This is a genomic window from Frankia sp. CgMI4 (genome assembly GCF_001756285.1).
In the GTDB taxonomy this organism is placed as follows: Bacteria; Actinomycetota; Actinomycetes; order Frankiales; family Frankiaceae; genus Frankia; species Frankia casuarinae.
On the sequence record NZ_MAQZ01000046.1, the window covers coordinates 105,373 to 131,278 of the forward strand.

Sequence of the window (25,906 nt, forward strand, 5' to 3'; positions counted from 1 at the left end):
ATGTTCTCGGGCATCAGTTCCTGCCTAGTTGACCCGGGGCGTCCACGCGACGCGTGGGTCGAGAAGCGAGTAGAGCAGGTCGACGAGCAGGTTGACGGTGACGAACAGGGCCGCGGCGATCAGGACGATCGCCTGCACGACAGGCACGTCCTGGCTGAGGACCGACTGCTGGGCCAGGAGCCCGATGCCGCTGCGGGAGAAGACGGTCTCGACGACCACGGCGTTCGCCACCATGTGGCCGACGAGGACGCCGAACAGGGTCAGCGCGGGCAGCACCAGGCTGCGCCACCCGTCCGTGCCCGTGGCCGGGAACCAGCCGAGGGAGAAGGCGAAGATCTGGATGAGCAGCAGCCCCACGAAGAAGGGCGGCAGCGAGATGGCGACGGCGGGCAGCCGGGGCAGCAGCGCCCGCGCCGGCCCCCACTGGAGGTAGCTGGCGAGGTAGGCGACCGTGACGCCGAGCACCGCCATGAGCACGACGGCGACCGCCGCGAGGGCGAGGGTCGTGGGCAGCTTGTCGGCGAGCAGCGCGCCGACGGTCGTGTTCTGGGTGAGCGAGAGGCCGAAGTCGAGGTGCAGCGCGTCCCAGAGGGGGCGAAAGTACTGCCCGGGCACGGGATCGTCAAGGCCGACGCGGACGCTGTCCTCGGCGATGTAGGTGACGTCGATGCCGTCGAGGTGGGCGGCGCCCTTGAAGGCGACCTTCACCGTGGTGGGGTCGACGACCGTCGTCGCCTTGTAGTTCGCCAGGTAGCTCAGGCCCAGCGTCGACTTGGCGCCGAGCGCGTGCAACCCGTCAAAGGCCGTCTTCACCGCAGCCGCGTCGAGCGTGGTGCCGTCGCTGAAGGTCACACCTTTACGCAGCGAGAACGTGTACTCGCTGGCGTCGGGGCTCACCGTCCAGCTGTTGGCCAGCCAGGGAACGATCTTCCCGGTGCTGGGATCCTGATCGGTCAGTGAGTCGGCGATGTTCCGGTCGAGGCTGCGCGTCTCTATCCAGTACACCTGGTTGGGGTCGACGCAGTTCTGGAGGTCCGACCAGAGGGCGATCTTCAGCCGCCCGCCGGGGACGGGGGTCCCGCCCGACGCCGTRCTGCCGCCGCCGTTCCCGCAGGCCGCGAGCGTGACGGTCGTGAGGACGGAGACGGCCGCTGCGGCCAGCCTTCGCGTCGTTCGGTGCCGGTGCGGGGTAGTCGGGGTAGTCGGGGTAGTCATGGTGATGGTGCTCCTGGAGGTGCTCCTGGAGGTGCTCCTGGACGAGACGACGAGGTCGGCGTCGATTCGGGTGGTGCGGGCGGGGCAGGGGACCGCACAGCGGGAGCTGCGGTGGCGAGGGTCCGGCGACCGGCGATCAGCAGCGCCGTGTCCTCCTGGGGGGGATGGACGCGGACGCAGTGCACGTCGCGCAGGTGCCGTTCGAGCGGGTTGTGCCGCGTCAGGCCGGGGTTGCCGATGGCTGCGACGGCGGTCTGCACGGCGGTGATGGCGGYCCGGGCGACGAGGGGCTTCGCGAGCACCGCACGCTCCGCGGCGTCCGGCGCGCCCTCATCGAAGCGGCGGGCCACCCCGAAGGCGACCTCCTCGGCGGCGACGAGCTGCGCCTCGATCTCCCCGGCGATCGTCTGGATCCGCTCGGTGGTGGCGATCGGCCGGCCCAGCGACGTCGGAACGCGTTCGTTCGCGAAGCGCACGAAGAACTCCTGTGCGGCCCGCGCCACCCCGACATACAGGGCGGTGGYGCCGATCGTGACGGCGGCCAGGCTCGTGTCGGCAGGCTGGGCGGAGCGGGRCACCCCCCGGAAGTTCCCGGTGGGGATCTCGACGTCGGTGTAGATCACGTCGTGGGTGCTGCTTGCCCGCAGCCCGAAGTGGTCCCAGGTGCGCACGATGCGGATTCCGGGGCTGTCAGYCGGCACGATCGCGTGTCCCAGCAACGGGTCGTCGTCCTCGGTCGCCGCCCATGCCAGGTGGTAGCTCAGGCCCTCYGAGCTCGTCGCGTAGCCTTTGTGCCCAGTCAGCACCCAACCGTCGGCGGTACGACGGATCTTCGTGGCGGGCAGTCCGCCGCGGACCGGGGCGCCCAGCTCCGGCTCGGCCCGGACGGCGTTGAGCAGGACCGGCCGGGTCAGCGAGTCGGCGATCATCGTCCGGTAAAGATCGTCGGGCCAGAAGGGATCGCGGGCCTGCCGCACGTGCTGGAAGACGGTCATCAGGGAGCGCAGCGCCGTCGGGAGCGCAGCGCCGTCGGGAGCGCAGCGCCGTCGGGCCGGGCGGCGAGGACCGCGTCAACAGCAGCGACAGCAGGAGGATGCGAGGATCCCGAAGTCGACGACTCGCCGCCGCGTCAGCACGCACCGGCCGAGCGGGTCCCGCGCCCGACGGCAGGCCCCGGCCCGGGCCGTGACCAGCCCGTACKCCATGACCAGCCCATACTCGGATGCGCTCGACCTGCCGACCATGTTCCTGAGAGTGGTGCCTTTTCCAACCAATGTCCAACGCGGATTCGTGATCGAACTAATCACGAAACGTAATCAATTCGTGTTATAGTGCGCCCGTGTCCCCCGTGCTCGATGTAACGGCTTTGCGAAGTTTCGTCACCATTGCCGACTGCGGGGGCTTCCGCCGCGCCGCGCACCTGCTGTGTATCTCGCAGTCCGCCGTGAGCCAGCATGTCCGCCGGTTGGAGAAGGCGATCGGCCGCCMGCTGGTCGAGCCGGACGGTCGCGCCACCCGGTTCACTCCGGATGGTGAGCTGCTCCTGACCGCGGCCCGGCGGATCCTCGCCCTGCACGACRGCGCGCTCGAGCAGCTGGGGGTCGGCCGGCGGGAGGGCGGCGCGCCCGCGGAGCTTCGGACGATCACCGTCGGGGCGACCGAGCACGCCGCCGACCATCTGCTGCCGTTGTGGATGTCCACCCTGACCACCGGTTTTCCCGAGGCTCAGATCCGGTTCCGCCTCGACCGGGGAGCCCGGCTCACCGAGGCCCTCGACCAGGGTGCCGTCGACGTCGCCGTGCTCCTGGGAACGGCACGGGGCGCGGTGGCCCGCCCCGCCGGCTGCCTTCCCCTCGCCTGGTACGCCGCCGCCGGCTGGACTCCTCCGCCGCCGGACCGGCCGCTGCCCCTCGTGGCGATCAACGATCCCTGCACCATTCGCAGCCAGGCGTTGAGCACCCTGGCGCGGGTCGGGCGCACGGCATGGGTGGTCGGTGAGGCAGGCCATCTCGCCGGTGTGCTGCACGCCGCCCGCGCCGGGGTCGGGGTGGCTCTGCTCGCCGACGTCGGGCCGGTTCCCCCGGGGCTCGAACGGCGCCACGACCTGCCCGCCGTTGCGCCCGAACCCCTGCACGTGCGCGTGCGTCGCGGAGCGCCACCGCGGCTGGGCCAGCTGGTCGGTGACGCCGTCGAGGCCGCCCTGGCCTGAGCTCCGGCCCGGCATGACAGCGCTCCGGCCCGGCATGACAGCGGGTGGTTTCGGGCATGCCGAACATGGAGGTGGTCCGGATGACGGATGCGCTGTCGACGTTGGGCCCGCCGGCAGGCGTCACACAGCCGGACACAGTAGTGACGGATCTCCTCGAGATCCTGCGCCGGCATCTGCGGATGGACGTCGCGGGGCTGGCCCGGATCGACGGGGATCTGCTTGTCCTGCAGGTTCTCAGCGGGGACGCACGGGGGTTCAGGTTGGCGCCGGGTTCGACGATCCGCCGCGAGCATGCYCTGCTCGGGCGGGTGCTGTCCGGCGAGATACCGGAGATCGTCGCGGACACGCGCACCGATCCGCGCACCGCGGACGCGGGCGTCGTCCGCGAGTTGGGCGTCGGCGCGTACGCCGCGGCGCCGGTCGCCGACAACGACGGCGAGGTGTACGGCATAGTCGGCTGCCTCGCCCACGACGCGCTCCCCCACCCACGCGACCGCGACGTGCACTTCCTGCACCTGTTGGCGGCCTTCCTGAGCGACGCGGTCCTCGACCTGCACCGCCTGTGGGAACAGCGACGCCGCATCTGGCAGGAGGTGAGCGACCTCATCGACGCGGGCGGCCCAAAGATGATCTTCCAGCCGATCTTCAGGCTCACGGACGAGCGGATCGTCGGGGTCGAGGCGCTGTCCCGCTTCCCCCACACGACCGGCGATGYGCAGCAGTGGTACAACGACGCCGCAACCGTCGGCCTGAGCATCGAACTGGAACTCATGGCGATCCGCCACGCGCTGACCGTCCTGCCGACGCTCCCGTCCGACCTCACCCTCGCCGTCAACGCCTCGCCGTCCACCATCACCTCCGGCCTGGTCGACATCCTTCCCGACCGGGGGGCCGATCGCCTCATCGTGGAGATCACCGAGCACGAGCACATCGGCGACGACTCGGAGCTGCTGGTCGCCGTCGGCGTGCTGCGCCGCCGCGGGGTCCGCATCGCGATCGACGACGTCGGCACCGGCTACGCGGGCCTGGAACAGCTCATCCACCTGCGCCCGGAGATCATCAAACTGGATCGGGTCCTCACCCACGGGATCGACACCGATCCGGCCAGGCGCGCCATCGCGACGGGACTGGTGCAGGTCGCCGGCGAGATCGGCGGCTGCGTCATCGCCGAGGGCATCGAAACCCCGATGGAGCTCGACACGGCGATGGCGGCCGGGATCCCCTACGGCCAAGGCTACCTGCTCGGCCATCCCACCACGACCGCCGGGGCCGCCTGGGTGGAGCACTCCGCGCACCGGCCGACGGCCGCCGAACCGGAACCGGTGCCGGCCACCTCCTCCCGGCGGCTCGGCTGAGCCCGTGGCGGCTACCGGCTGGCCCCACAGCCGCAGCGCCAGCACGAGGTACCAGCCGGGGTGACGCCAAGGTGACAGTGTGGCTACCCGGCGGTTGCGCAGGCCATACGCTCACCAGCCATGACCGCGGTGGCTACGGGGGTACGGCGCCGGGCGGCGACCCCGCCGGGCCGGCTGCGCCTGCTGTCCGTGCTCGTGGTCCTCGCGCTCGTCGCACTGTGGGTTACCGCCCTCGGCGCCACGCAGACCCGCCGGCACGCGATCGACACCCTGACCAAGGACAGCGGCGCGTCCTTCATCGCCGCCCAGAGCCTGCGCGCCGAGCTCTGGGCGGCGGACGCCACGGCGGCCCGTGCCTTCCTCGCCGGCGGCGTCGAACCACCGGGGCAGCGTGCCGCCTACGCGCGCAGCATCGCCGCGGCGGGCGACCGCGTCGTCGATCTCGCCCGCGCCGGTGGTCCGCGCCAGCCCCTGGCCGTGCTCTGCGCGCAACTGCCCGTCTACACCGGCCTGGTCGAACGGGCCCGGGCGAACAACCGGCTCGGCCTCGCCGTCGGCGGGGCCTACCTGCGGCAGGCGTCCGCGCTGATGCGGGACACCATCCTGCCCGCCGCCGACGCGCTGGCCACCGCCGACGCCACCGACATCGACCACGGCTACCGGCGGGCGAGCTCCTGGCACCAGGTGTTCCTGGTCGGCGCCGTCGGCGCCGCGACGCTCGCCGGGCTCGTCGCGCTGCAGGTGCGGCTGTTCCGGCGCACCCACCGGATCCTCAATCTGCCGCTGCTCGCCGCCACGGCGCTCACCGCGATCATCCTCGGGTTGACGCTGACCGCGTTCGGCGTGGAACGTGGCCGTCTCGTCGAAAGCCGGGACCACGGGTACGTCCCGATGACGCTGACCGCGCAGGCCCGGGTGCTGGCATTACGGGCATGGGGTGACGAAAGCCTGTCGCTGGTCGCCCACGGCAACGGCGTGGAACTCGACGAGGACGCCCGCGCCGCGGCCGCCCGACTGGGCTACGACGACAGGGGGCGCCGGAGCGGGACCGGGGTTCTGCCGGCGACGGTGGCCCTGCGCGGCCCGGACGGCCCGGCCCGCGCCGCCCTGGAACCGGCCTGGCGCGGATACCAGGCGACAAGCCTGCGGGTCGGTAACCTGGTGTCCGATGTCGGCGGGTTCCAGCAGGCGGTGGCCGTGGCGCTCGGCGAGGGCACGACCTCCTTCACCCGGTTCGACGAYGCCTCGGAAGCGGTGTTCACGACCAGCCGTACCCGCTTCGAAGCGCGCCTGTCCGCCGCCGGCGAGGCGCTGAACCGCCTGCCGCTCGGCGCCACCGTGGCGCTCGGGCTCGCCGCGGCCCTGGCCTTCGTCGGCATCCAGCTGAGAATCAACGACTACCGGTGAGCCGATGATGATCATCCGGGTCGCGACGGCGCGAGCGGTGACGGTACTGATTACCGTCGCCCTGGCGGTCGGCGTCACCGCCTGCGGCACGGTCGACAGTCCGCTGCCGGCCCAGGCCCGACCCCTGGCCCCCGCGACGCCGACGCCCCCGCGGCCCGCCGCCCTCACGCCTGCCGCCCTCACGCCTGCCGCCGCGGCCGTGACGCCGACACCCACCTGCGACGATCCGCAGGCCAGCTGGCGCCCGCCGGGCCGGCTGCCCTCGCCGGGCGCGATGCCCACGGGCACCGTCCTGGAGACGATCGAACGCCGCGGCTACCTCATCGCCGGGGTGCTGGCCGACGTCCCGCCCTTCGGGTCGATCAGCCCGTTCACCGGCCAGTTCGAGGGCTTCGACGTGGAGATCGCCAACCTGGTCGGCCGGAGGATCTTCGGCGCGGACGGACACGTGCGGTTCCGCGCGGTCACCTACGCCGAGYGCATCCCGGTCCTGCGCGACGGCGCCGTCGACGTCGTCGTGGCGACCATGACGACGAACTGCGAGCGGCGCGCGCTGGTGGACTTCTCCGCCGTCTACTACAACGAGACGCAACGGGTCCTGGTCCCCCGCGACTCGCCGTACCAGGGGATGGACGATCTCGGTGGGCGACGGGTCTGCACGGCGGCCGGCGCGGCGGCCGGCGCGGCGGCGACCATCCGGCGGGCACCGTCGCGCCCGGTGCTGCGCACCGTGCCGAACATCGCCGACTGCCTCGTGCTGCTCCAGGCCGGGGAGGTCGACGCCGTCATGACCACCACGGCCATCCTCAACGGGATGGCCGCCCAGGACCCGCGGCTGTACGTTGTCGGACCGGCCCTGTCGGACGAGCCGGACGCGGTCGCCGTCAGCCTCGACCATCCGGAACTGACCCGCTTCGTCAACGGCGTGCTGGCCCGCGCGATCGCCGACGGCACCTGGAAACGGCTGGCCCGGCGGTGGCTGTCGGCACCGTTCGCCCCGCCGCCGACGCCACCGGTCGCCCGCTACCGGGACTGACCGATGATGATCTCTCGGTGGGAGATGGACGCGGTCCTGACCCGGCTGCGTTCGGGGGGCGCTCCCCCTCGCCCACCCCTCACCTCAACCCCGATCTCAACCACGATCTCAACCACGATCTCAACCGAGGAGCGTGCGTGAACGCGGTCATCCCCTGCCCGGAGCCGGACTGCGGCGGCGTCGTCGAGGACGGGTCGCGGACCGCACCGAGCCGGCTGGGCGCGGGTCTGGTCGAGGTGCCCGAGCCCGACGTGCCCGAGCCCGACGTGCCGGACCCGGCGTCGATGCTGCTGGCGGACCCGCAGATCCCGGAACGGCGGCGGGCCTGTGCCGGGTGCGGCGCGCCGGTGGGACGCGCCCGGGGCCGCCGGCCCGCGCGTCCCGAGGGCTTCTGCCCGGGATGCGGCCAGCCGTTCTCGTTCCGTCCCACGCTGCACGCCGGTGACCGCGTCGGGCCGTACGAGATCGCGGGGGCCCTCGCGCACGGCGGCCAGGGCTGGATCTACCTCGCCCGGGACCCGAGCGTCGCGGAGGGCTCCTGGGTCGTGCTCAAGGGCCTGCTCGACTCCGGCGACCGCGAGGCACAGGCCGCGGCCATCGCCGAGCGCCGGTTCCTGGCCTCCGTCGACCATCCGGCGATCGTGCGGATCTTCACCTTCGTCGAGCATGCCGGCACGAGCTACATCGTGATGGAGTACATCGGCGGCACCTCGCTGCGGGAGGTGCTGTGCCGGCGTCGGGCCGACGCCGGCCGGCCCGACCCGCTGCCGGTCACCCAGGCCGTCGCCTACCTCCTCGCGGCGCTGCCCGCCTTCGCCTACCTGCACCGAAACGGCCTGGTGTTCGGCGACTTCACACCCRACAACGTGATGCTCGGCCGGGAGACACCGCGCCTGATCGACCTCGACGCGATCCGTCGCATCGACGACGGCGCAGTAGCCGGAGCCGGCTGCGGCACCCTCGGCTACCAGGCACCCGAGGTGCCCACCACCGGCCCCTCGGTCGCCTCCGACCTGTTCGCCGTGGGACGCACTCTCGCGACCCTCATCCTGGACTTCCGCGGTAACACCTCGACCTACCTGCACACGATGCCACCGGCGGCGGACCATCCCGTCCTCGCCCGGCACGAGTCGCTGTACCGGTTCCTGCTCAAGGCGACCGCGCCCGATCCCGACCGCCGCTTCACCGGCGCCGAGGAGATGCACGACGAACTGCTGGGGGTGCTGCGGGAGATCGTCGCGGCCGAACGCGGGACACCGGCCCCGGCGCCGGCGCCGAGCCGGCGGTTCACCGGCGACCTCCACCCCACCGGCGAAGGTGGCCTCACCGGCGAAGGTGGCCTCACCGGCGAAGGTGGCCTCACCGGCGAAGGTGGCCTCACCGCGCTGCCGCCGTGGTCGGTGCTGCCCCGGCTACGGGCCGACCCCGACGACCCGGCGGCGGACCCGCTCACCGCCCTGCCGGACCTCGCGCCCGAGCAGCTCGCCGAGCTGCTCGGTGCGATGGGAACCACCAGCGTCGGGGCGCGCCTGCACCTGGCCGACCTGCGGATGCGCCTGGGCCGGACCGCCGCCGCCCGCGAGATGCTCGCCGAGATCGAGGCGGAGGACCCCTTCGAGTGGCGGGTGGACTGGCAGCGCGGGCTGCTGGCACTCGCCGACGGCGACACCGCCGCGGCCCGCGGCGCGTTCGACCGGGTCTACGACGAGGTCCCGGGCGAGCTCGCGCCGAAGCTGGCGCTGGCGCGCACCGCGGAGGCCGCCGGCGACCTCCCCCGGGCGCAGCAGCTGTATGACCTGGTGTCGCGCACCGACGACGCGTTCACCGGCGCGGCGTTCGGGCTGGCGCGGGTGCGGATCGCCGCGGGCAACCGCGACGGTGCGGTGGCCGCCTACCGCCGGGTACCACCGGCCTCGGCCGCCCACGTCGACGCCCAGATCCGGCTGGCCCGGGTACTCGGCACGGTGACCGTGGCCGGCGTCCCCAACCGGGCCGGCATCATGGCCGCGTCGGACGTGCTGGCCGGCCTGGACCTCGACTCGGGCCGCCGGGCCGCTCTCACCCGGGATCTGCTGACCACCGCGCTCGACCTGGTGGCGGCCGGCACGCTCCCGGTGGACCCGGGCGTCACGGTCGCCGGTGCCGCACTGCGGGAAGCGGACCTGCGCTTCGGCCTGGAACGCGCCTACCGGGAGCTCGCCCGGCTGGCCGCGACCACCGACGAGCGGTACGCCCTCGTCGACCTCGCCAACCGTGTCCGCCCGCGGACCCTGGTATGAACGCCGGACAGCGGCCGGGACCGGCGTCGGGGCCACGGGACCCCGGCCTGGCGGACCCCGGCACGGCGGACCCCGGCACGGCGGACCCCGGCACGGCGGGACGCTGCCCCGGCTGCGCGGCGCCGGTCCTTCCCGACGACCGGTTCTGCGAACGCTGCGGCGTGGCCCTGACGGCGGCCGGCCGCGAGCCCGGCGACCGGATCGATGTCGACCTGACGATCGCGGCCGGCGTGTCGGACCGCGGCCTCGTCCACCGGAGCAACGAGGACGGGTTCGCCCTCGCCGTCGTCGGCCCACCCGGGCCAGCCGGCCCGGCCTATCCAGCCGACCTGCCCGGCCCGGCCCGCCCGGCGGTCGTGGCGGTCGTGTGCGACGGGGTGTCGACGGCTCCCGGCTCGGGACCGGCCGCCGTGGCCGCTGCCCGGGACGCCACCGCCTTCCTGGCCGACGCCGTGGGCACGCCGAGGTCTCCCGAGCCGACGGGCGGCGGCGTCCCCTGGGAGAACGCCGCGCTGCGGGCGGCGGCCGCGGCCGCCCAGCGCAGCGCCGTCGCCTCGATCACCAGCCCCGACGACGCGCCGGCCTGCACGTTCGTCGCGGCGATCGTGACGGCGGACCGGCTCGCCGTCGGCTGGCTCGGGGACAGCAGAGCCTACCTACTCGGCCCGCGGGGCGCGCACCTGCTGACCGAGGACGACACGCTGGCGGCCGAGGCGGTGCGGGCCGGCCTGCTTCCGACCGAGCTGGCCGAGACGGCGCCCGGCGCCCACACCATCACCCACTGGATCGGGACGGGCAGCGGGTCGGCGGTACCGCGCGTCGTCTCGCTGCCCCTCACCGGGCCGGGACGGGTGGTGCTGTGCAGCGACGGGCTGTGGAACTACGCCTCGGCCGCCACGGCCCTCGCCGGTCACGTCGGGCGCCTGCCGGCGGACGCGCCCGCCGCCGCGGTCGCCCACCATCTCGCCTCGGTGGCGCTGGCCGCCGGCGGCGCGGACAACATCACCGTGGTCGTCATCGACATATTCTGACTCAGCTCCAGAATTGCGAGGTCTAAACCGACGGAATCAAGTGGTTATGGCGACGCATGCTTTGCCGGCAAATCCTGGCTCGACCGGATCCCCAGGGACACCGGTCGAGCCAGGGGCGTCACCGATCAGGTCGTTGATCAGGTCGCCGATTAAGGTCGTTGATTAAGGTTGTTGATCAGATGGAGAAGTCCTCGCCGTGCCACACACCGGCCTGGGGCGGGCGGATCGTGGGACGGGCTGCGACCCGCCCGTCGGCGCGGCCGTCGGTGTTCCCGGTGTTCCCGTCGAGCACCGCCTCCAGCTGGTCGACCCGGGTGAGCAGGGACTTCAGGCTGACGCCGACGAGGTCGGGGAGCACGTCGTCCTGACCGGGCAGGGCGGTGGCCGGCCGGGGACGGCTGGGGGTGATGACCTGGCCGGGGACGCCAACGACCACTGAGCCGGGCGGCACGGGCCGCACGACGACGGCGTTGGCCCCGATGCGGCTGTCCGAGCCGACGGTGATGTTGCCGAGAACCTTGGCGCCGGCACCGATGATCACTCGGTCGCCGATGGTGGGGTGCCGCTTGGTCGGTTCCAGGCTGGTGCCGCCGAGGGTGACCCCGTGGTAGATCGTGACGTCGGCGCCGACCTCGGCGGTCTCCCCGATGACCACGCCGGTGGCGTGGTCGATGAAGACGCCGGGGCCGAGCGTGGCGGCGGGGTGGATCTCGACCCCGGTGAGCATGCGGGTGAGCGTGGCAACCACGCGCCCGGGCAGCCGCAGGTCACGGGTCCACAGCCAGTGGCTGATCCGGTGGCCCCAGACGGCGTGCACGCCGGGATAGCACAGGGCGATCTCGAGGGTGGAGCGGGCGGCCGGATCCCGTTCCTTCACCGTGCGCAGGTCATGGCGCAGCGTCGAGAGCACAGCCGGTCACCCGAGCCCGGCGAACAACGGTGTGCTCAGGTAGCGCTCGCCGAAGTCCGGAAGCACGACGACGACCAGCTTCCCGGCGTTCTCCGGGCGGCGGGCTACCTGCAGCGCCGCCGACACCGCCGCGCCCGAGGAGATGCCCACCAGGAGTCCCTCCTCCTGGGCCAGCCGGCGGGCCAGGTCGAAGGCGTCCTCACCATCGACCTGGATGATCTCGTCGACGAGGCCGGTCTCCAGGACCGGCGGGACGAACCCGGCGCCGATGCCCTGGATCGGGTGCGGTCCCTTCACGCCGCCCGAGAGCACCGGCGATGCCGACGGCTCCACGGCGACGAACCGGGCCTCGGGCCTGCGCTCCTTGATGACCTGGGCGACGCCGGTGATGGTCCCGCCGGTGCCGACTCCGGCGACGAGCACGTCGATCTGCCCGTCGGTGTCGCGCCAGATCTCCTCGGCGGTCGTGGCGCGGTGGATCGCCGGGTTGGCCGGGTTCTCGAATTGCTGCGGGATGAGGTACCGTTCGTCGTTCTTCGCGAGCTCCTCCGCCTTCGCGATGGCGCCGGRCATGCCCTCGGCACCGGGGGTGAGCACGAGCTCCGCGCCGAGGGCCCGCAGCAGCATCCGCCGCTCGGTGCTCATCGTCTCAGGCATCGTCAGGACGCAGCGGTAGCCGCGGGCGGCGCACACCATGGCCAGGGCGATGCCGGTGTTCCCACTGGTGGGTTCGAGGATGACGGTGTCCGGCCCGATCAGCCCGGCCCGCTCCACGGCGTCGATCAGGGCCACACCGAGACGGTCCTTCACGCTGTGCGCCGGGTTGAAGGACTCCAGTTTGGCCACGACCTGGGCTCCCACTCCGTCCGTGACGCGACGCAATCGGACCAGCGGCGTGTTGCCGATCAGTTGCGTGATGTCTTCCGCGATCCTCATCGATGTTCTCCTCTGCCGGGCCCCGTGGTCATCCACTCTGCCAGGCCCGCACCTTCCCGACCTTCCTGACGACCTCGACGGGCCTGCTGGTTCGTCCACGGCCGGGAAAGTTAGGCCCACAGGTCCCCCGGGCCAACATCCGGAAGCCCCGGCCCGCCGGGTCGTCGTACCTGTACCGGCGTACCTGTACCGGCGCCTCAGGCCAGGCGCACAGTAGCCATCAACCCCCGGCAGCCATCAACCCCCCGGCAGCGAGTGCCTGGGTGGACTCCACGGTGACCATGCCGCTCAGCGAGTCACCGATCACTATTAGCCGTACATTATTCTCCGGACGGGTATGTGCGCCGCGGACACGGGCGATCCAGACACGGGCGATCCAGGTGTGGCCCCGCGCTGGCGGGAGTCGGGAGTTGTGGATGGAACCGACCGCCGAGACGTTGGCCCGGTGGGCGCACGACTACGCGCCGAGTGCCGCGGACCTCGACCTGGCGCAGCGCTCGCTGCTCGACACGATAGCGGTCACGCTCGCCGCCCGGCAGGACGATCTGGTGGCGCTGTCGGCCGGACTGCCGGACGCGGCGCGCTGGGCGGCGGTCGGGCACGTCCTGGATTTCGACGACCTGCACCTGGAGTCGACCACCCACATCAGCGTGGTGTGCGTCCCCGCGACGCTGGCCGTCGGCGGGGACGCCCGCGCCTACCTGGCGGGGGCCGGGATGATGGCGCGGCTCGGGGTGGCGCTGGGCTGGTCGCACTATGCCGGCGGATGGCACGCCACCTGTACGGCCGGGGCGCCGGCCGCCGCCGTGTCCGCGTCGGTGGCGCTGGGCCTGTCGGCCGAGCGGATCGCCACCGCGATCGCGCTCTCGGTTCCCGCGGCCGGCGGGGTGCAGCGGGCATTCGGTTCCGCCGGCAAGTCCCTGCAGGTCGGCTTCGCCGCCGACGCGGGAGTTCGGGCGGCGAGGCTGGCCGCCGCCGGCGCCACCGCGGATCCGACCGCGCTGGATGCATGGCTCCGACTGGTCGGCGGCGACCCGGACCGCATCGACGTGACCGGCCCGGCGGTTCCCGGCGGGCTGGCGATCAAGATTTTTCCCTGCTGCTACGCACTGCAACGCCCGATCAGCGCGCTGCGCGAGCACCTGCCTGCCGACGTCGTCGCCTCGGGCATCACCGCGATCGAGGTGAGCACACCCGAGGGCGCGGTGCAGCCACTGATCCACCATCGGCCMCGCACCGGGCTGCAGGGGAAGTTCAGCCTTGAATATGCCATCGCCGCCGCACTGCTAGACCCCCATCCCGGCTTCGGGAGTTTCACCGACCTCGCCGTGACCCGACCCGAAGCCCAGCGTCTGCTCCAGCTCGTAGCCGTCACCGAGACCCCGGGCGGTGACGGGCTGCTCTCCGGCCGCATCGATATCACGCTCACCCTCAGCGGTGGCGCCCGGTACTCGGTGAGCCAGCGGCTGCCACCCGGGTCGCCCGGGCGGCCACCTTCGGACCAGGACCTGCGCGCCAAGATCGCCGACTGTGGCCCCGACGTTCCCGCGCTGCTGACCGGACTGGACTGGGCGCGTGCCGCGACGCTGCTGGCAGACCACCTGCCTGGCCAAAGGAGCGGCCTGACGTGACCGAGCACCACATGACCGAGCACCAGCGGCACCGCACTGCGCCGGGCGCCGCCCCGGACTCCCCTTCGCCGCACGTCCCGCTGCCGTTGGCCGGGGTGACCGTGGTCAGCCTGGAGCAGGCCGTCGCGGCCCCGTTCGCCACCCGCCAGCTGGCTGRTTTCGGCGCGCGGGTCATCAAGATCGAACGGCCCGACGGCGGCGACTTCGCCCGCCGCTACGACGTGTCGGTGCACGGCCAGTCGAGCTACTTCGTGTGGCTCAACCGCTCCAAGGAATCCCTCACCCTGGACGTGAAAACCGCCGAGGGGCGCGCGGTTCTGGAGGAGCTGCTGGCCAGGGCCGACGTGCTGGTGCAGAACCTCGGCCCCGGCGCCGCCGCTCGCCTCGGCCTCGACGCCTCGTCCCTGGCCGACCGGCACCCTCGGGTGATCCCCTGCACGATCTCCGGCTACGGTACCGACGGGCCCTGGGCCGACCGGAAAGCCTACGACCTGCTCGTGCAGTGCGAGACCGGCCTCGTGTCGCTGACCGGTAGCCCGGACCAGATGGCGAAGGCCGGGATCTCGGTCGCCGACATCGCCGCCGGCATGTACGCCTACACCGGCATCCTCACCGCCCTCTACCGGCGCGCCACCACGGGGTCGGTCTCCGCGGTCGAGGTATCGTTGTTCGAGGCCCTCGCCGAGTGGATGGGTTCACCGGCCTACTACACCCGGTACGGCGGGCGGCAACCGGCACGGGTCGGCGCTCAGCACGCCACCATCGCCCCCTACGGCCCGTTCACCACCGCCGAGGACCAGACGGTGCTGCTGGCCATCCAGAACGAACGCGAATGGCACGCCTTCTGCCGGATCGTGCTCGACGACCCGACCCTGACCGAGGACCACCGCTTCGCGACCAACTCCGCACGCGTCGCCCACCGCGACGCCCTCAACGGGGTGATCGCGGACCGATTCGCCGCGCTCGATACCGGCACAGTGCTGGCGTTGCTGGCCAAAGCCGGTATCGCCAACRCCCGACTGAACTCCGTCGCCCACTTCCTCGACCATCCCGTCCTGACTGGCCGCGACCGGTGGCGCACCGTTGCCACCCCCGGCGGCGACATCGGTGCCCTCCTGCCTCCGGTCACCCTCACCGACCTGGACCCGGTGATGAACCCCGTTCCCGCCCTCGGCGAACACACCGACACCATCCTGCGCAGCCTGGGCCGCACCGATACCGCCATCGCCGCGCTCCGTGCCGACGGCGTCATCTGACCTCCGCCGACCCCCGGCCCCCCATCCAACGAGGACCAGCCATCCAAGAGCCATCCAAGAGGACCAGCCGAAGAGGACCCGGCGTGAGTACCTTGACCGCAGAAGAAAAAGCCATCGTCGACACCGTGCGCGACTTCGTCGATCGGGAGGTCCGCCCGGTCGCCCGGGACCTGGAACACGCCAACGACTATCCCGAGAAGCTCATCGAGCAGATGAAAAAGCTCGGCATCTTCGGCCTGACCATTCCGGAACCCTACGGCGAGGTTGCCGTCTCCACCCCCTGCTACGTCCAGGTCACCGAGCAGCTCGCCCGCGGCTGGATGAGCCTGGCCGGCGCGATGGGTGGCCACACCGTCGTCTCCACACTCATCCTCACCTTCGGCACCGAGYAGCAGAAGCTGCGTTATCTGCCCGCACTGGCCAGYGGTGAGATCCGCGCCACGATGGCGTTGACCGAACCCGCTGGAGGTTCCGACCTGCAGGCCCTCACCACCAGCGCCCGCCGCGCCGGTGAGCACTACGTGGTCAACGGGTCGAAGACGTGGATCACCAACGCCCGCCGCTCCCAGCTGATCGCGCTGCTGTGCAGGACCGATCCGAAAGCCGAGCCCAGGCACAAGGGCATCAGCATCCTGCTCGTCGAACCCGGCGACGGATTCACCGTGTCCAGGGACCTGCCAAAACTCGGCTACAAGGGCGTCGAAAGCTGTGAGCTGTCCTTCGATGRCTACCATGTCCCCGTCGATGCGCTGCTCGGCGGTGAGGAAGGCCGCGGATTCGCGCAGATGATGAAGGGCCTGGAGATCGGCCGGATCCAGGTCGCCGCCCGCGCCCTCGGTGTCGCCCGCGCCGCGCTGGACGACGCACTGCGTTACGCCCAGGAACGCGAGGCCTTCGKCAAGCCGATCTGGAAACACCAGTCCATCGGCAACTACCTCGCCGACATGGCCACCAAGTACACCGCTGCCCGCCAGCTCGTGCTCCTGGCCGCCGACCGCTACGACGCCGGCGACCGATGCGACCTGGAAGCCGGGATGGCCAAGCTGTTCGCCTCGGAAACCGCGATGGAGATCGCGCTCAACGCGGTCCGGGTGCACGGCGGCTACGGCTACTCCACCGAGTTCGACGTCGAACGCTACTTCCGTGACGCCCCACTCATGATCATCGGCGAAGGCACCAACGAGATCCAGCGCAACGTCATCGCCGCCCAGCTCGTCGCCCGAGGGGGAATCACCCCTTGATGGGAATCATCCCTTGACCAGCATCGCCGCCGTCCGTACCCGGCGACGTCCGGCGATCCTCCCGATCATGGTGCCGGCTGAACCGCGGAGGGTCAGGCACGGTTCACGACCTGCGGGCCGTGCCGAACCCTCCACACTCAACCCTCCACACTTTTCCGTCGCGACGTCGGCCTCCTCCCTACACTGGTTCCCGTGACGGYGGCGGTGGGCAAACGGCAGGCCGTGGTCGCGGTGCTGCTGAGGGCCGGTCGCGTACTGGTCATCCGGCGTGGGCCGCAGGCGCGGAGACCGGGCTACTGGGCTCCGCTGAGCGGCCGGATCGAGCCCGGCGAGAGCCAGGCGGCGGCGCTGGTTCGCGAGGTCCGTGAGGAGGTGGGGCTGGCGGTCACCCCCCTTGCGAAGGTCTGGGAATGYGACACCGACGACGGCAGCTACCAGCTGCACTGGTGGACCGCCGAGGTCGGATCCGACGAGGAACTGATCCTCGACCCGGGCGAGGTGAGCGACGCCCGCTGGGTGACGCCGCACGAGTTCACCCGGCTGGAGCTCACGTTCGCCGGTCACCACGAATTCTTCGAACGGGTGCTTCCGACCCTCGGTTAACCGGCTGTCCGATGTCGAGGCGGACCTGCCGGCGGGTCATTGTGGGGCGGGTCATTGAGTGGCGTGGTGGCCGGCCGGTGGGGGTCCGGGGTTCGGGAGGCCGGCGGCGACGGCCCGGGCGCGGACGCCGATATCGGCCTGGTCGGTGAACAGCCCGTCGATGCCCGTCTTGAGATAGGCAACCTGTTCGTCGACGGCCCGGCCGAGGTCGCTGGGGTTGGCGCCCACCTGGTAGTCCTTCGGGAGGAAGGTGTTCTCCGCGCGGAAGGTGTACGGGTGCACCACCAACCCGGCGGCGTGGGCGTCGGTGACCAGGGAGGTCGGGGTACCCAGCGTCCCGTCCCCGGCCCGGGGGATGATCTGAAGCTTGTCCGGGCCGATGCCGTTCGCGTAGCGGGCGATCTGCCACAGCCCGGCCAGCGTCGACAGATCCTGGTACGTCCTCGGGTCGCCGGCATTGACGAGATCGAACGGTGCGCCCGTGGCGGACAGCAGCTGTACCGAGGCCGTGYGCAGGCCGAGTGTGCGCAGCTCGCAGAGATTCGTGGTCTCAAAGGACTGGACGTACACCGGCGCGCCCCGGTGGTTCAGGCCGTACCGGACCAGGATGTCCAGCAGCCGCCGCTCCAGGGGCAGGCCGGCCTTGGCGAAGTAGGTCGGGTGCTTGGTCTCCGGGTAGACGCCGATCTCGCGGCCGAGTTCCCGGGACAGCCGGGCGCGCAGGTCGAGCAGTTCGGTGAACGTCGGGATCTCGGACTGGCCGTCGTACCTGGTGTTCCGCGGGCGGACCTCGGGCAGCCGTTCCTTGGCGCGCAGCGTCTTCAGTTCGGCCAGGGTGAAGTCCTCGGTGAACCAGCCGGTGGTCGCGACGCCGTCGAGAATCTTCGTCGTCCGGCGGGCGGCGAACTCGGGATGCGCGACGACGTCGGTGGTTCCGCCGATCTCCGGCTCGTGCCGGCAGACCAGGACGCCGTCCCTGGTGGACACGAGGTCCGGCTCGACGAAGTCGGCACCCAACCGGGCGGCCAGTTCGTAGGAGGCCAGGGTGTGCTCCGGGCGGTAGCCGGCCGCTCCCCGATGCCCGATCACCAGTGTCGGGCGACGCTGGCCACCRCCGGAACCAAGGGCGCCCGCCGGGGCGACCGACGCGGCTACCGGGACGAGGAGAGGGACGGCGGCGAAAGGCGCTGCGACGATCCCCGCGAGCACGCGACGACGGTCCACAAGTCCTCCAGCGCAGCGGCGACGACCCTCGCCGACGGAGCGCCCATAAAGCCAACCGGAAACAGCCGACCAACGAACGGACCACGTGTTACCCGCCGTGGTCGCCCAGATGGCACTTTGATGAACCTGGCGCACGAACAGCCGGCCGTAACCATCAGCCGCGCGCAACGGTGACGACCTCGGTCAGCCCGCCTCCGTCAGCGTGCGGACCGCGGTGACACGAGCGGCCCTACAGCCGGCCGGTCGGTACGGGCCGCTACGGTGCTGTGCCGGRCAGCGGGGAACAGAACCCGCTCAGCCCGGGGCTGCCGGGGCGGCCGACACCCGGACACCGCAGGTGAGGTTGGCCAGGTAGACCTGGGTGCGTCCGCTCGGGTCCAGCAGCAACGGCGGACCGCCGCGGGCCGCGGTACCGAAGCTGATCTCCCGGCCGTCGGCGGCGTCGTGGAGCTGCAGCCCGCAGTCGTCCGAGCCGGCGAAGTCCACGACCTCGACCCGGACAAGGCCCGAGGCGACCTCGAACGCGTCGGTGTCGCCGGTGCCGGCCTGCTGGGCGAAGGGCAGGACGGCCGTCCCCGATCCGGAGCGGGCCGTCACCGAGCACCCGGGGTCGTTGGCCCGCCAGTGGAAGCCGCCGACAAGCGGTACCTGGAAGGTCTTCGCGCCGTAGACCTCCTTGATCGCCTTCTGCTCGCCGGTGCTGTCGCTGGTCACGGTGATCGTGCACCCGTTGTCGGTGCCCTCGATCTGGTCGATGATCGCGAGACGCCACGGCGCGTCGGCGGTGAAGGACTGCCGGCCACTCGCCGAGTTGTCCGCGCTCGAGTTGTCGCCCCCGATCACCAGCACGGCGGCGAGCGCCCCCGCGAGCGCGAGGATCACGACGGTGCCGGCGCCCACCAACAGCCAGCGACGGCGACGGCGTGCCCGCGGCTCGGATGAAGCCGGGATCTGCGGTGCAGCCGGGATCTGCGGTGCAGCCGGTGGGGTGGGTGTCCGGGCGGCGTCGGGAAGGACGCGCGTCACCGGGATCCGCGCCCCCCGGGCGTGACCGACGAGCCGCTCGCACAGGTCGAGCGCGGTGGGCCGTTGCGGCGGCTGGCGGTCGAGTGCCTCGCGGACGGGCGCGTGCAGCTCCGGAGCGAGCCGGTCGAAGTCGATCTGGAACTCGGCGGCCGCGATCCGCGACGCCACCGCGTCGGCGGAGCCGCTGCCGAACGGCGGCTGGCCGGTGGCTGCGAAGCAGACCAGGGCCCCCCAGCCGAACACGTCGCTGGCCGCGGTGACCTCCCCGCCTGTGGCCTGCTCCGGCGAGAGCCACCCGGGCGTGCCGACGACTCCGCCCACCGCGGTCAGCGGGCGCGCCTCGGCCGCCGCGGCGATCCCGAAGTCGATGACCTTCGGCCCGTCCGCGGTCCACAGCACATTGGACGGTTTGAGATCGCGGTGGATCAGGCCGGCCGCGTGGATGGACGCCAACGCCTCGGCGAGCCCGGCCGCCAGGATGATCTGCTCCCCGGTGGACAGGGGGCCGGCCGCCGCGACCTGGGCGGCGAGGTCCGGGGCGTCGACGAACTCGGTGGCCAGCCATGGACGTTCGGCCTCCAGCTCGAAGTCGACGAGCCGGGCGGTGTGGGCACCGCCGACCCGGAAACACGCCTGGACCTCGCGATGGAATCGCGCCCGGAACTGCGGATCGTCGGCGTACTCCGGTCGGATCAGCTTGACCGCGACCTGGCCGAGGGGACCCTCGGCCAGGTAGACCACACCCATCCCGCCGGCACCGAGCCTGCCCAGCACCCGGTGCCGGCCCAGCGACCCCGGATCCGTGGCCCGCGGCGGCTGCATCCTGACGCCGTGCGCGTCGCCCGGCACATCCACCCCCGTCTGCTCACCGCCGCCACCGAGCGGGTCGCCCCACTATCGCCGAGGCCTGCGACGGTGACGAGAGCACCCCGACGATCGCTACTTTTCGTAGTCGTCGCACGCGACGAGGGTGCGCGACCGCCCCGCCGACGGCCGTACCGGCCGGACAGCCGAGGCGACGGCGTCCGTGACGGCATCCGCGACCGCATCTGTGACGTCTTAATGGCCACCAGAGCTTACACATGACGTCAACTTGGCGCCATTATGGCGTCATGGACCTTGCACCGTATGTCGAGAACCTCCGCCGGGAACTCGCGGCAGCCGCGGAAGCCGGGGGTGAGGACGCCCGCGCGCTGGCCGAGCGGCTCGCCCTGCCGCTGGACTCGGCCGTCAGGCTCGCCCTGCTGGAGGCGCTGTCGGCCGCCGCCGACGAGATCACCCGAGAGTTGGCACCGGGCTCGGTCGAGGTACGCCTGCGTGGGCGAGACCCTGATTTTGTCGTGACGCCACCACCGGCCGACCACTCGGATGCGGACGACTTCGAGGCCGCCGTGGTCAGGCAACCGTCCGCCGCTCCAGAGGACGACGAGGGACGTACCTCGCGGATCACGCTACGCGTCCCCGAGCGTCTCAAACCGCGCATCGATGAAGCGGCCGAGCACGAAGGACTGTCCGTCAACGCCTGGCTGGTGCACGCCGTCTGCGCCGCGCTCGACCCCGGTGCCGCGGGGCGGCGCACCGGTCCGCACGCAGGCCAGCAGATGGGACTGCGTTACAGCGGCTGGGTGCGTTAGCCACGCCGGCGTTAGCCACGCCGGCGTTCACCGCGTCCGGGCAAGCCATGTCCAGGCTGACGACGTTACAAGGAGATCATCATGCCGACTTTTCGCACCCCCGAACCGATCCTCGCCGTCATCGAACTCGGGACCGGCCACGTCCGGATCAACGCGAGCGACCGCGCCGACACGGTCGTGGAGGTACGCCCGAGCGACCCGTCGCACGACACCGACGTGCGGACGGCGCGGGAGACCCGCATCGAATATGACAAAGGCAAGCTTCACCTCAGAGCGCCCAGGAAGACGGCCCGCTCGCTGTTCGGGTCGGACGGCTCCGTCACCGTGACAGTCGAGCTGCCCACCGGTTCGCGGGTCGAGGCGAGCTCGATGACCAACATCCAGAGCACGGGCCGCCTGGGCGATTCCAGCTTCCACACCGCCACCGGCGACATTGACCTTGACCAGACCGGCAGGCTCCGGCTGGGGACCGCCGACGGGAACGTGTCCGTGGGCCGCACGACCGGGCACGCCGAGATCAAGACCTCGAACGGCATGATCCGGATCCGCGAGATCGACGGCTCGGCGGTAGTCAAGACGGCCAACGGGGGCGTCACCATCGGTGAGGTGACGGGAGACGCACGGCTGATCACTGCCTCCGGTGCCATCACCGTCGACCGCGCGCTGGCGGGCGTCGAGGCCAGGACCGCCTCGGGCAGCGTGCGGATCGGCGAAGTGGTGCGCGGCACAGTCGCGCTCGTATCCGGTTCCGGCCGGCTCGAAGTGGGAGTACGGAAAGGTACCGCCGCCCTGCTGGACGTCCGCTCGGGACGCGGCGGTGTGCACAGCGAACTGACCGCCATCCACGCCCCCGCGCCCACCGACGAGACCGTCGAGGTGCGCGCCCGTAGCGGCGACGGCGACATCYTGATCCACCGTGCCTGACCGTTCCCGAAGCGCGAGCCGGCCCGGCTACGCCTTCCGCTCGATGGCGCCGTAGCCGCTGACCCGGGCGTCGGTCAGGTCAGCGGGCATGGTGCGTCGGGCCGCCAGCGGCGTGCCACCTGCACCCCCTCAAGGGCGGCCTTYGGCCGCCGGCAGGTCGGCCTGTCGGAGCGTTCCGCCCTCCCGTGTCCGGCTCAGCGGAGAAGGATGGCGTGGTCCGGGTTGTCGAGCCAGAAGGTTTGCCCGTCGGGAGTCACAGTGAGCCCGAACCGATCGCGGGAGGGCCGGCCGGAGTWCATCCACCAGTCGTAGGCCGTCTCCAGCTCGTCCCAGAGTCGACGCGGCCCGTACTGGGTGATCTCGTGCTCGTCCAGGCCTGCGGTCAGCGATGCCCAGGACTGCGACGGGCTGTGAGACAGCAACAGGGTGTTCGCGGGGCCGCCTTCGTCGATGTCCCCGGTCGTGCAGCCCGGCAGCCACAARCCGACCGCGAACCCGGTCGCCGCATCATCGAAAGGCTCGCGGAGATACCGGCGGGTGGGCCTGACGTCCGCGTCGTCCTCACCCAGCCACCACACATGCGGGTCGCGYCGCTGGTTCCGTAGCCGCATGAACCCGGCCTCATCGTGGAACCGGCCGCGGGCCACACCATCGTCATCGACGACCAGAACCGCCAACGCCCCGTCGAAGGTACCGGCGAACGGGAACACGATCCGCCCCCCGGGCCGGGTCTGCTCCACCCACGAACAGGGGACCACCGACACTGACGCTGTTGCGATCACACGGTCGTACGGTGCGCCCGCCGGATAGCCYGCGGTCCCATCCCCTGCGATCACCCGCACGGGATGGCCGGTCCGGTCCAACGCCGCCCGTGCCTGTCCGGCTATCATCGGGTCGACTTCCATGCTGGTCACCTGACCGGAACCGGCCTGCACCGCGAGAAGCGCAGCGTTGTAGCCGGTACCTGTCCCGATCTCCAGCACGCGCATTCCCGGGCGCACGCCGAGGAGATCAAGCATCCGGTCGACCACCCACCGCKCACTACACGAACTGGTCGGGATGATCCCCTTACCGTCGTACTTGTCCCTACCATCGTCTACCTGGGTGGTGATCGCCTGATCGCTACGGACCAGCGCCAACCACCCTTCCGGATCTTCGCTTCGACGGAGCGGAACCAGGAAGAATCCGTCATCACCGGTCACCCAGACCTCATCCGGGATGAAGTCCTCCCGGTTCACCACCCGCCCGCTCATGCCTTCCCGGTGCCCTTGCATAGCTGACAGGTTTTCTTCTCCTTCGTCCCGTCGTTGACAACTTCGACCGTCCCATCACCGGAACACCCAGGACAGGCCACCGGCTTCGAGTGCTTCCCCACGCCGAACTGCSTCTCCCCCCTCGGGATCTACCAGCCGCCATAATCTCACCGGAGCAGACGCAGCCGAGGCACGATGCCCATCACCTGCTGGCCCTGTAACCACCGAAGCCACAGGCAGCGCCGTGGTCGGTATGCCTGTTGGGCTGCGATATCGTGGCGGGCGCTGGAACGTGGCTGGGTATTCGGGGGGCCCGTGGGCGTCGCCATTGTTGATGCGGTCAAGCTTGCGAAAGACAACAAGCGTTCGTACGAGCAGCTCGAAGCTCGCTGTCGGCTGCTGGCCGGGCGAATGGCTGCCGAGACAGAGGCTCAGCAGCGGGCCCGTGCTGAGCTGTATGACGTGGCGCTGGTGCCGTTCCAGGAGGTGTTCAGTCGGCTGAAGAACGTCGATCTGGCTGAGCTCGCGGAGATCGACCTGCTGGTCGGCGGGGAGCTGCCGGACGTCGAACTGCGTCGGCTACGGATCAGCGTGGTCCAGTCACTGGGGGCGCTGGCTGCTGGGGCGGTGGCCGGCGCCGGGGCGGGTGGTGCGACGTTCGCGGCGGTCGGGGCCTTGGCGACGGCCTCCACTKGGACGGCGATTTCAGGGCTGTCCGGTGCTGCGGCGACGAGCGCGACGTTGGCCTGGCTGGGCGGCGGGCCGATCGCCGCCGGTGGTGGTGGGGTCGCGGCCGGGACGACCGTGCTGGCGGGCATCGTGGCGGCGCCGGTGGTCATTGCTGTGGGCGGGGTGCTCGAGTGGCAGGGGCGCAGGGCCCGCACCGGTCAGCGCGAGACAGCGGCGCAGATCGCCGAGGCGGCGGCTGACTTCGGACGGGCGCAGGCGCAGGCGGCCCTCGTGCGTCGGCGCAGCCGGCAGGTCCGGGACATTCTCAAGGACCTGCGCGTCGCGATGACCGTCCGGCTGCCGCTGCTGGATACGCTCGTCACCGCCAACCCGGACTATGTGACCTACACGATCGAGCAGCGGCAGCGGGTGGCACAGCTCGTCGGGGTCGCCTCGACCGCGGTGACGGTGATGAGTACGCCGATCGCCGGCGAGGACGGAACGGTGGATGTGCAGGTTCGCCAGGTCGTTCTCAACGCCAAGCAGCGGCTGCTCGCCCTGCCCCGGCCAGCGTGACCACCTCTCATTCTGCCCTGCCTCACGGCAGACGCGAGAGGCATATCGGGCTGCTTCCCGGTGGGGCGGACGCCGCGGTCTGGTCGATCATCGACCAGAAGACCCGCCGGACCGCGGCGGAGGTGGTCGAGACACTGAACGGCCGCGACACTGTCGTCAAGCTGGCGCGGCGGTATGCCAACCATGGCAATCCGCAGCGTGCCGGGCACCTGTTCGAGGTGATGCACGCGGTCGGATTCAACCGGCACGCGGCCCGCGCGGGCTCGACGGTACGCGCCCAGGTCCTGGAATGGACACAGGGCGGTCCGCAGAATGGTCCGGTCGACATCCGGCTGTCTGACGGTGGCCGGATGGTCGCCGAGGTGCAGGCCAAACTCGTCGACCKGGTGTCGGACACGACCCGCCAGATCTCGCGATCCGCATATCAGGGCATGGGGCGACTGGTCGCAGGAGACCGGGTCGACGCCGTCCACGACCTGCTCGACCGGCGGCTGGGCATGAACCAGGAGGGGATCTACTTCGAGGGCTACGCCGACGCGGCGGCTTTCAGCACCGACCGGCTCACGCACGGGTCGGTGCACAGCGATTCGATCAGCTACCGGCAGACGCAGGACGCCGCCCACAACCCGGCCCGATGGGCCAACCACCAGATCGCCGCCGCAGCCGGGCGAGACATCGCCACCTCCAGCCTCGCTGGAGCCGCCGCAGGCGCGCTCGTCGGCGCCATGGTCACCACGGCCAGCGAGACCGCCCGGATCCGTGCCGGCGAGACCTCCGCTGGCGCCGCAGTCATCACGGTCGCTGGCGGCACCGCCCGCAACGCCGCCCGCTCCGGTGCTATCGGCACGATCTCCGCTTCCGTCCGCACYGCGGCCAGCAGCGGTCTTCTGCCCAAGGCGCTGGGCAGCGGTACCGTGCCCGCCGCCATGGCTGACGCCGTGTGGGCCGTCGCCGACGCCGGCCTGGACCTGGCCCGCGGTCGCATCGACCCCGGCGAGTTCGCTGCCCGCAGCGTGACGGGGACCGCCAGGACCGGCCTGATGTGGGCCGGCGGCCTGGTCGGGCAGACCGTCGTCCCCGTCCCCGTCCTCGGAGCCCTCGTCGGTGGTGTCGTTGCGCAGGCCACCGCCGCCATCATCATCCAAGGACTCCAGCTCGCGATCGTCGCGGCCCGCGCCGACGGCGCCAGCCCCGAGCTACTCGCGGTCCTGGAAGCCGAGACCGTCACCACCGCGGCCACGGCCGCGCTGATCGGCCAGGCGACCATGACTCTCGGCGAGGATCAGCGCACTCAGGTCACCCGCGCCGCGCTACCCGACCTCGCCCACGTCCAGACGACGCTCACCACCAGCGATCCCAGCACCGCAATCATCGAACTTGCCACCGTTACCTGCCACCACGCCAACCAGCCGCTGTTCACCACCCTCGACGAATTCAACCAGTGGATGGCCGACACCGACGCCCCGCTCATCCTCAACCCGAACTGGTAAC

General features: G+C 71.6%; 21 protein-coding genes. 14 read left to right on the forward strand and 7 right to left on the reverse strand.

What is annotated here, in order from left to right:
- Positions 1-24: 24 nt before the first annotated feature.
- Both Manayef4_RS25680 and Manayef4_RS05065 read right to left on the reverse strand, forming a co-directional pair.
- A complete protein-coding gene (locus Manayef4_RS25680) occupies positions 25-1,215 on the reverse strand; it encodes an ABC transporter substrate-binding protein (RefSeq protein WP_011436830.1) in 1,191 nt (396 codons plus the stop codon).
- Positions 1,212-2,210 carry an acyl-CoA dehydrogenase gene (locus Manayef4_RS05065; RefSeq protein ID WP_070130804.1) on the reverse strand — a complete coding sequence of 333 codons (999 nt, stop codon included), beginning with the start codon at positions 2,208-2,210 and terminating at the stop codon, positions 1,212-1,214. The genes Manayef4_RS25680 and Manayef4_RS05065 overlap by 4 nt, the downstream gene beginning before the upstream one ends.
- A 344-nt stretch (positions 2,211-2,554) precedes the next feature.
- Here Manayef4_RS05065 and Manayef4_RS05070 point away from each other — a divergent pair, with 344 nt between their 5' ends.
- The 6 genes from Manayef4_RS05070 to Manayef4_RS05095 all read left to right on the forward strand — a co-directional run bounded on the left by Manayef4_RS05070 (position 2,555) and on the right by Manayef4_RS05095 (position 10,532).
- Positions 2,555-3,424, forward strand: a complete 870-nt coding sequence (locus Manayef4_RS05070) for a LysR family transcriptional regulator (protein WP_070130805.1) — start codon at positions 2,555-2,557, stop codon at positions 3,422-3,424.
- Between the two features lie 80 nt (positions 3,425-3,504).
- Entirely contained in the window at positions 3,505-4,779 is a 1,275-nt protein-coding gene (locus Manayef4_RS05075) for an EAL domain-containing protein (protein WP_254665464.1), read from the forward strand.
- A gap of 120 nt (positions 4,780-4,899) precedes the next feature.
- Positions 4,900-6,186 carry a hypothetical protein gene (locus Manayef4_RS05080; protein ID WP_011436834.1) on the forward strand — a complete coding sequence of 429 codons (1,287 nt, stop codon included), beginning with the start codon at positions 4,900-4,902 and terminating at the stop codon, positions 6,184-6,186.
- Between the two features lie 4 nt (positions 6,187-6,190).
- Positions 6,191-7,222 carry a glutamate ABC transporter substrate-binding protein gene (locus tag Manayef4_RS05085; RefSeq protein ID WP_070130807.1) on the forward strand — a complete coding sequence of 344 codons (1,032 nt, stop codon included), beginning with the start codon at positions 6,191-6,193 and terminating at the stop codon, positions 7,220-7,222.
- A 17-nt stretch (positions 7,223-7,239) separates the two neighbouring features.
- A complete protein-coding gene (locus Manayef4_RS05090; protein WP_254665465.1) occupies positions 7,240-9,501 on the forward strand; it encodes a serine/threonine-protein kinase in 2,262 nt (753 codons plus the stop codon).
- On the forward strand, positions 9,498-10,532 hold the full coding sequence (locus Manayef4_RS05095) for a protein phosphatase 2C domain-containing protein (RefSeq protein ID WP_070130809.1): 1,035 nt from the start codon (positions 9,498-9,500) through the stop codon (positions 10,530-10,532). The genes Manayef4_RS05090 and Manayef4_RS05095 overlap by 4 nt, the downstream gene beginning before the upstream one ends.
- 175 nt (positions 10,533-10,707) lie before the next feature.
- Here Manayef4_RS05095 and cysE read toward each other — a convergent pair whose 3' ends face one another.
- Both cysE and cysK read right to left on the reverse strand, forming a co-directional pair.
- Positions 10,708-11,442, reverse strand: a complete 735-nt coding sequence (cysE, locus tag Manayef4_RS05100; RefSeq protein WP_011436838.1) for a serine O-acetyltransferase — start codon at positions 11,440-11,442, stop codon at positions 10,708-10,710.
- 6 nt (positions 11,443-11,448) lie between these two features.
- Entirely contained in the window at positions 11,449-12,378 is a 930-nt protein-coding gene (cysK, locus tag Manayef4_RS05105; RefSeq protein WP_070130810.1) for a cysteine synthase A, read from the reverse strand.
- A 416-nt stretch (positions 12,379-12,794) separates the two neighbouring features.
- Between cysK and Manayef4_RS05110 the strand changes: the two genes are divergently transcribed.
- From Manayef4_RS05110 to Manayef4_RS05125, 4 genes are all read left to right on the forward strand, one after another.
- A complete protein-coding gene (locus tag Manayef4_RS05110) occupies positions 12,795-14,009 on the forward strand; it encodes an MmgE/PrpD family protein (protein ID WP_011436840.1) in 1,215 nt (404 codons plus the stop codon).
- Complete coding sequence (locus Manayef4_RS05115) at positions 14,006-15,265, forward strand: CaiB/BaiF CoA-transferase family protein (protein WP_217494095.1); 1,260 nt, start codon at positions 14,006-14,008, stop codon at positions 15,263-15,265. The genes Manayef4_RS05110 and Manayef4_RS05115 overlap by 4 nt, the downstream gene beginning before the upstream one ends.
- Positions 15,266-15,348: 83 nt before the next feature.
- Positions 15,349-16,506 carry an acyl-CoA dehydrogenase family protein gene (locus Manayef4_RS05120; RefSeq protein WP_070130811.1) on the forward strand — a complete coding sequence of 386 codons (1,158 nt, stop codon included), beginning with the start codon at positions 15,349-15,351 and terminating at the stop codon, positions 16,504-16,506.
- A gap of 204 nt (positions 16,507-16,710) precedes the next feature.
- Entirely contained in the window at positions 16,711-17,109 is a 399-nt protein-coding gene (locus Manayef4_RS05125; RefSeq protein WP_011436843.1) for an NUDIX hydrolase, read from the forward strand.
- A gap of 51 nt (positions 17,110-17,160) precedes the next feature.
- Here the strand turns inward: Manayef4_RS05125 and Manayef4_RS05130 are convergent, their stop codons facing one another.
- Together Manayef4_RS05130 and Manayef4_RS05135 are read right to left on the reverse strand one after the other, a co-directional pair.
- Positions 17,161-18,333 (reverse strand): glycerophosphodiester phosphodiesterase, encoded by a 1,173-nt coding sequence (locus Manayef4_RS05130; RefSeq protein WP_070130812.1) that lies wholly within the window; start codon positions 18,331-18,333, stop codon positions 17,161-17,163.
- Positions 18,334-18,627: 294 nt separating this feature from the next.
- On the reverse strand, positions 18,628-20,214 hold the full coding sequence (locus tag Manayef4_RS05135; RefSeq protein ID WP_023840258.1) for a serine/threonine-protein kinase: 1,587 nt from the start codon (positions 20,212-20,214) through the stop codon (positions 18,628-18,630).
- A 257-nt stretch (positions 20,215-20,471) separates the two neighbouring features.
- Here Manayef4_RS05135 and Manayef4_RS05140 point away from each other — a divergent pair, with 257 nt between their 5' ends.
- On the forward strand, positions 20,472-20,993 hold the full coding sequence (locus tag Manayef4_RS05140; RefSeq protein ID WP_035732780.1) for a toxin-antitoxin system HicB family antitoxin: 522 nt from the start codon (positions 20,472-20,474) through the stop codon (positions 20,991-20,993).
- Positions 20,994-21,074: 81 nt separating this feature from the next.
- Positions 21,075-21,917 (forward strand): DUF4097 family beta strand repeat-containing protein, encoded by an 843-nt coding sequence (locus tag Manayef4_RS05145; RefSeq protein WP_011436847.1) that lies wholly within the window; start codon positions 21,075-21,077, stop codon positions 21,915-21,917.
- A 194-nt stretch (positions 21,918-22,111) separates the two neighbouring features.
- On the opposite strand, the gene Manayef4_RS05150 is transcribed toward Manayef4_RS05145, so the two are convergent.
- Positions 22,112-23,170, reverse strand: a complete 1,059-nt coding sequence (locus Manayef4_RS05150) for a methyltransferase domain-containing protein (RefSeq protein WP_070130813.1) — start codon at positions 23,168-23,170, stop codon at positions 22,112-22,114.
- A 315-nt stretch (positions 23,171-23,485) separates the two neighbouring features.
- On the opposite strand from Manayef4_RS05150, the gene Manayef4_RS05155 reads away from it, so the two are divergent.
- Positions 23,486-24,415, forward strand: coding sequence for a hypothetical protein (locus tag Manayef4_RS05155; RefSeq protein ID WP_254665468.1), 930 nt, complete (start codon positions 23,486-23,488; stop codon positions 24,413-24,415).
- Complete coding sequence (locus Manayef4_RS05160) at positions 24,412-25,905, forward strand: hypothetical protein (protein ID WP_070130815.1); 1,494 nt, start codon at positions 24,412-24,414, stop codon at positions 25,903-25,905. The genes Manayef4_RS05155 and Manayef4_RS05160 overlap by 4 nt, the downstream gene beginning before the upstream one ends.
- The last annotated feature ends 1 nt before the right edge of the window (position 25,906 follow it).